We start from the raw sequence: 694 nt of genomic DNA on the forward strand, positions 1-694 counted from the left end.
CGGGGAAGTTCTGGAAGTCATGAAGGATCTCGCCAAGGAAGGCATCACAATGATCGTGGTCACCCACGAAATCGGATTTGCGCGCGAGGTGGCTGACCAGCTCATATTCATGGATGGAGGCGTCGTCGTAGAATCCGGCCATCCGAGGGAAATGATCGCGAGCCCCAAATCGCCGCGCACGAAGGAATTCCTCGCGCGCGTCCTTTGAGGTTACCGAGCCATTGAGCATCTGAGCGATATTCACTTCAACTATGCCAAGTACGGACGACGAAGAAGGGACTCTACATGACCACTTTTGAAGCGCGCGCCTTTCAACTCGGCATCGAGTTTCCCGCAGCGCCTAAGGCTGTCGCCAACTACGTTCCCACCTACCGCACAGGAAACCTGCTTTTCGTTTCCGGACAGCTTTGCATGGGATCTGGCGGCAAGCTATTGGCTTCGGGGTTGGTCAGCGTCGACGTGTCGATCGAAGATGCGACCCTGGCCGCAAGGGCATCGGCTATCAACGTTCTTTCGCAGATTCGTGCTGCCTTGGGTTCACTCGACGGGATCAAGCAAATCGTTCGACTAGGCGGATTTATTGCCGCCCCCGCTGATTTCACCGACCATGCAAAAATCATGAACGGCGCTTCTGATCTCATGGTCGAAATCTTCGGCGAGCAGGGGCGCCACACGCGCAGCACAGTCGGTGTTG

The 694-nt window shown here is 56.2% G+C and carries 1 protein-coding gene and 1 pseudogene; both read left to right on the forward strand.

Features of this window, described 5'->3' with window-relative positions; translation table 11 throughout:
* Positions 1-208 (forward strand): annotated as a pseudogene (locus tag EN750_RS41320) (amino acid ABC transporter ATP-binding protein); the annotation flags it as partial.
* Positions 209-285: 77 nt separating this feature from the next.
* The coding region (locus tag EN750_RS37530; RefSeq protein ID WP_145968344.1) for a RidA family protein at positions 286-694 on the forward strand (409 nt) is incomplete at its 3' end.

This window comes from Mesorhizobium sp. M7A.F.Ca.ET.027.03.2.1 (assembly GCF_003999175.1).
GTDB lineage: Bacteria > Pseudomonadota > Alphaproteobacteria > Rhizobiales > Rhizobiaceae > Mesorhizobium.